Raw genomic sequence first — 4,007 nt, 5'->3', positions numbered from 1 at the left:
GGCAAACCGAAGGGCGTGCAGCGCGACGTCGGCGGCTATGCGGTGGCGTTGGCGGCATCGATGGAACACATCTTTCAGGGCAAAGCCGGCGACACAATGTTCACCGCGTCGGACGTGGGCTGGGTGGTCGGCCACAGCTACATCGTCTATGCGCCGCTGATCGCGGGGCTCACTACCGTGATGTATGAAGGCACGCCGATTCGTCCGGACGGCGGCATCTGGTGGCGCCTCGTCGAACAGCACAAAATCAATCTGATGTTCACCGCGCCGACTGCATTGCGCGTGCTGAAAAAGCAGGACCCAGCGTTGCTGAAGAAGTCCGATCTATCGAGCCTGCGCACGCTGTTTCTCGCCGGCGAGCCACTCGACGAACCGACTGCCGCGTGGATCACTGACGCACTCGGCAAGCCCGTGATCGACAACTACTGGCAGACCGAAACCGGCTGGCCGATGCTGGCGATTCCGCGCGGCGTCGACGCTCTGCCCACCAGGCTTGGCTCGCCGGGCGTGCCGTCGGCCGGCTTCAACCTGACCTTGCGTAACGAACTGACCGGCGAGCCCTGCCCGCCCGGCGAAAAAGGTGTGCTCACGCTGGCATATCCGCTGCCACCGGGATGCATGTCGACGGTATGGGGCGACGACAAGCGCTTTGTCAGCACGTACTGGTCGAGCATTCCGAACCAGCAGGTCTACTCGACGTTCGACTGGGGCATTCAGGACGAAGACGGATACGTGACGATCCTTGGCCGCACCGACGACGTGATCAATGTCGCCGGCCATCGGCTCGGCACGCGCGAGATCGAGGAAGCGTTGTCGAGCCACGCGGCGATCGCGGAAGTGGCGGTGGTCGGCGTGACGGATGCGCTGAAGGGTCAGGTGGCCATGGCCTTCGTCGTGCTGCGCGACGCGCAAGCCTATGCGGACGACAAATCGCGGGCAAAGCTGGAAGCCGATCTCACGGCGACGGTCGACCGCCGGCTGGGCGCGATTGCGCGGCCGGCGCGGGTGGTCGTGGTGTCGATGCTGCCGAAGACGCGCTCGGGCAAGCTGCTGCGCCGCGCGATTGCGGCGCTGGCCGAGGGACGCGAACCGGGCGATCTGCCGACGATCGAAGATCCGGCGGCTTTGCAGCAGGTACGCGAGGCGCTGGGGGATTCAGGGAAGGGATAACGGGCGATATACGTGCAAAGGGCGAACGTGTTGCACGCATCGTCGCACTGCTGGTTCATGCCTGATGTTGCGATCGCGACATTTCGCCAGCACGCCTTCCCGCGCATCAAGTCAATCGAAGGTACCAGGCGCGTAATCAGCGCTTTGTGAGGCGGTTGTTCAGACCAGGGCCCATGTACCGTCGGGGCCTCTCTGCCAGCCTACCTGCGACCGCTCAGTTGCGCGGCCGATTCACAGTTCACCGCGATTCAAGCCGGGCTACGTGCCGCTAAAAACCGCGTCAGAATCGCATTCGAATACGTCCCAGCGATCTCCGTGAGAAACGACACGAACGACTCGGGCGCGTGATCGTCGGCCGTGTCGGAAATGGTGCGCACCACCGCACACGGCACGCCATACTCGTAACAGACCTGCGCGATCGCAGCGCCTTCCATCTCCACCGCGAGCGCATCCGGCAGCGCATCGCGCAAGGCTTTGACGCCCGTTGCACTCGCGACGAACTGATCGCCGCTGATAATCAACCCACGATGGACGCGCGGCTCGCGCGTGCCGAAGCGCGCCGCCGACGCCGCGCCCTCTTCGGCGACAAAACGCTCGCAGGCCGCGGCCAGTTGATCGGCAAGCGCCGCATTGGCGGTAAAACGTGACACGCCGAGCAAAGGCACCTCGAACCGCGGAAACAGCGGCGACGCGTCGAGGTCGTGTTGCATAAGCACGTTGGCGACGACGATATCGCCGACTCGCACCTCAGTCCCCACGCCACCCGCAACGCCGGTAAACACGACTGCTTCGACATCGAACGCATGGATCAAGGCGCTGACGGTGGCCGCCGCCGCAACCTTGCCGACGCGCGCCAGCGTCACAACGCAGGGCGCGCCGTGAACGGTGCCAAGGTGATAGTCGCGCTGACCATGCGTGATGGTGCGCACGCCGGATTCGGCGCGCATCGCGTCGATCAGATCGCCGAGTTCCTGCGGCAAGGCCGCCAGAATACCGAGCGGACGATGCGAGACCGGCGCGCCGCTGCGGTTTGGATCGATGCCGGTCGCAACGGCAGCAACCGCGCCCGAACCTGTTGCACCGACGGCAGCCGCGCTTGAACCTGAACCTGACCCTGTCCCGCCTGCGCCGTCCGCCCCCACCGCCGCCCCGCGTACATCGCCCTCGCTCATTCAACCGCCTGCAATTTAGCCACAGCAAGTGCCAGCCACTTCTCGCCGTGCCGCTTGAATTTGACCTGGGCCTTGGCATCCGTGCCACCGCCTTCAAGCGCCGTGATCGTGCCTTCCCCAAACTTGGTGTGGAACACCTGCTGGCCGACGCGAAACCCCGTTTCAGCCGCGCGCTGTTCGTTCGCGAAGGCCGGCAACGGCGCCGGCGTTGACGACGAAGGGCCCGTGTAACCCGGCCGCGCGAACCAGTCGCGACCATAACCGGCATTATCCGAGCGGCCACCCCAACGCGCGCCTGCCTCGACCTTCGGCGTGAGCCACTTGAGGGTTTCCTGCGGCAGTTCGTCGAAGAAGCGCGAGCGGATGTTGTAACGCGTCTGGCCGTGCAGCATCCGGCTCTGGGCAAACGACAGATACAAACGCTCCTTGGCCCGCGTGATCGCCACGTACATCAGACGGCGCTCTTCTTCCAGTCCGTCCGATTCCATCGCGCTGTTTTCATGCGGAAACAGCCCTTCTTCGAGACCCGTAATGAACACCGCCGTGAACTCGAGGCCCTTGGCCGCGTGCACCGTCATCAACTGCACGGCTTCCTGACCGGCTTGCGCCTGGTTGTCACCCGCTTCCAGCGATGCGTGCGACAGGAAACCGGCGAGCGGCGTCATCGTGTCCGGGTTCTGCGCCGGATCGTCGATGCCGGGCGCGTCCAGCACGACGACATTCGGATCGTCGGTGGCGACGGCCAGCTCGGGCGCTGCGGTCGCGCCTGGGCGCAGCGGAATCGAGCGCGCCGGCGTATCCATGCCGTAGCCTTCTTCGCTGACGAAAGCCGCGGCCGCATTGACCAGTTCCTGCAAGTTCTCCAGCCGGTCCTGGCCTTCGCGTTCGTTCTGATAGAACTCCGTGAGACCACTCGTGCGAACCACGCATTCGACCGTTTCCGGCAAGCTCATCTGCTGCGTTTCCGCGCGCATCCTGCCGATCAGGTTCGCGAAGCTGGCAAGGCTCGACCCCGCCTTACCCGCGACATACGGAATCGCCGCGGCCATCGAGCAGTTATACAGACGTGCCGCATCAGCAAGTTGTTCGATCGAACGCGCACCAATGCCGCGCGTCGGAAAATTGACGACGCGGACGAACGCGGTGTCGTCGTTCGGATTGTCGATCAGACGCAGATAGGCGAGCGCGTGCTTGACTTCCTGACGCTCGAAGAAGCGCAGACCGCCGTACACGCGATACGCGATGCCCGCATTGACCAGCGTGTGTTCGATCGTGCGCGACTGCGCGTTGCTGCGATACAGGATCGCGACTTCGCTGCGCGACGTGCCGGTGCTGATCAGTGCCTTGATTTCCTCGACGATCCAGCCGGCCTCCTGCGTATCGGTGGCGGACTCGTAGACCCGCACCGGTTCGCCGTGACCCGCGTCGGTACGCAGATTTTTGCCCAGACGCCGCGAGTTGTTGGCGATCAGCTGATTCGCCGCGTCGAGGATATGGCCGTGCGAGCGATAGTTCTGCTCCAGCTTGATCATGTGCCGGACGTTGAACTCGTGTTCGAAGTCGCGCATGTTGCCGACGTTCGCGCCGCGGAATGCGTAGATCGACTGGTCGTCGTCGCCGACCGCGAAGATCGAGTTGGTCTGTCCGGCCAGCATCTTCAGCCAG

At 64.3% G+C, this 4,007-nt stretch carries 3 protein-coding genes; 1 reads left to right on the top strand and 2 read right to left on the bottom strand.

All coding sequences use genetic code 11. The features are described from left to right. A partial coding sequence (locus tag VFE81_RS09900) for an AMP-binding protein (protein ID WP_325044423.1) occupies nt 1–1,170 on the top strand: 1,170 nt, incomplete at its 5' end. A gap of 248 nt (nt 1,171–1,418) precedes the next feature. On the opposite strand, the gene VFE81_RS09895 is transcribed toward VFE81_RS09900, so the two are convergent. Together VFE81_RS09895 and VFE81_RS09890 are read right to left on the bottom strand one after the other, a co-directional pair. Next, nucleotides 1,419–2,342, bottom strand: a complete 924-nt coding sequence (locus tag VFE81_RS09895; protein ID WP_325044422.1) for a 5'-methylthioadenosine/adenosylhomocysteine nucleosidase — start codon at nt 2,340–2,342, stop codon at nt 1,419–1,421. Beyond that, a partial coding sequence (locus tag VFE81_RS09890; RefSeq protein ID WP_325044421.1) for a 3'-5' exonuclease occupies nt 2,339–4,007 on the bottom strand: 1,669 nt, incomplete at its 5' end. The genes VFE81_RS09895 and VFE81_RS09890, both read right to left, overlap by 4 nt.

The organism is Paraburkholderia sp., assembly GCF_035656215.1.
Lineage (GTDB): Bacteria > Pseudomonadota > Gammaproteobacteria > Burkholderiales > Burkholderiaceae > Paraburkholderia.
This window is presented reverse-complemented; position numbering and strand designations above follow the sequence as displayed.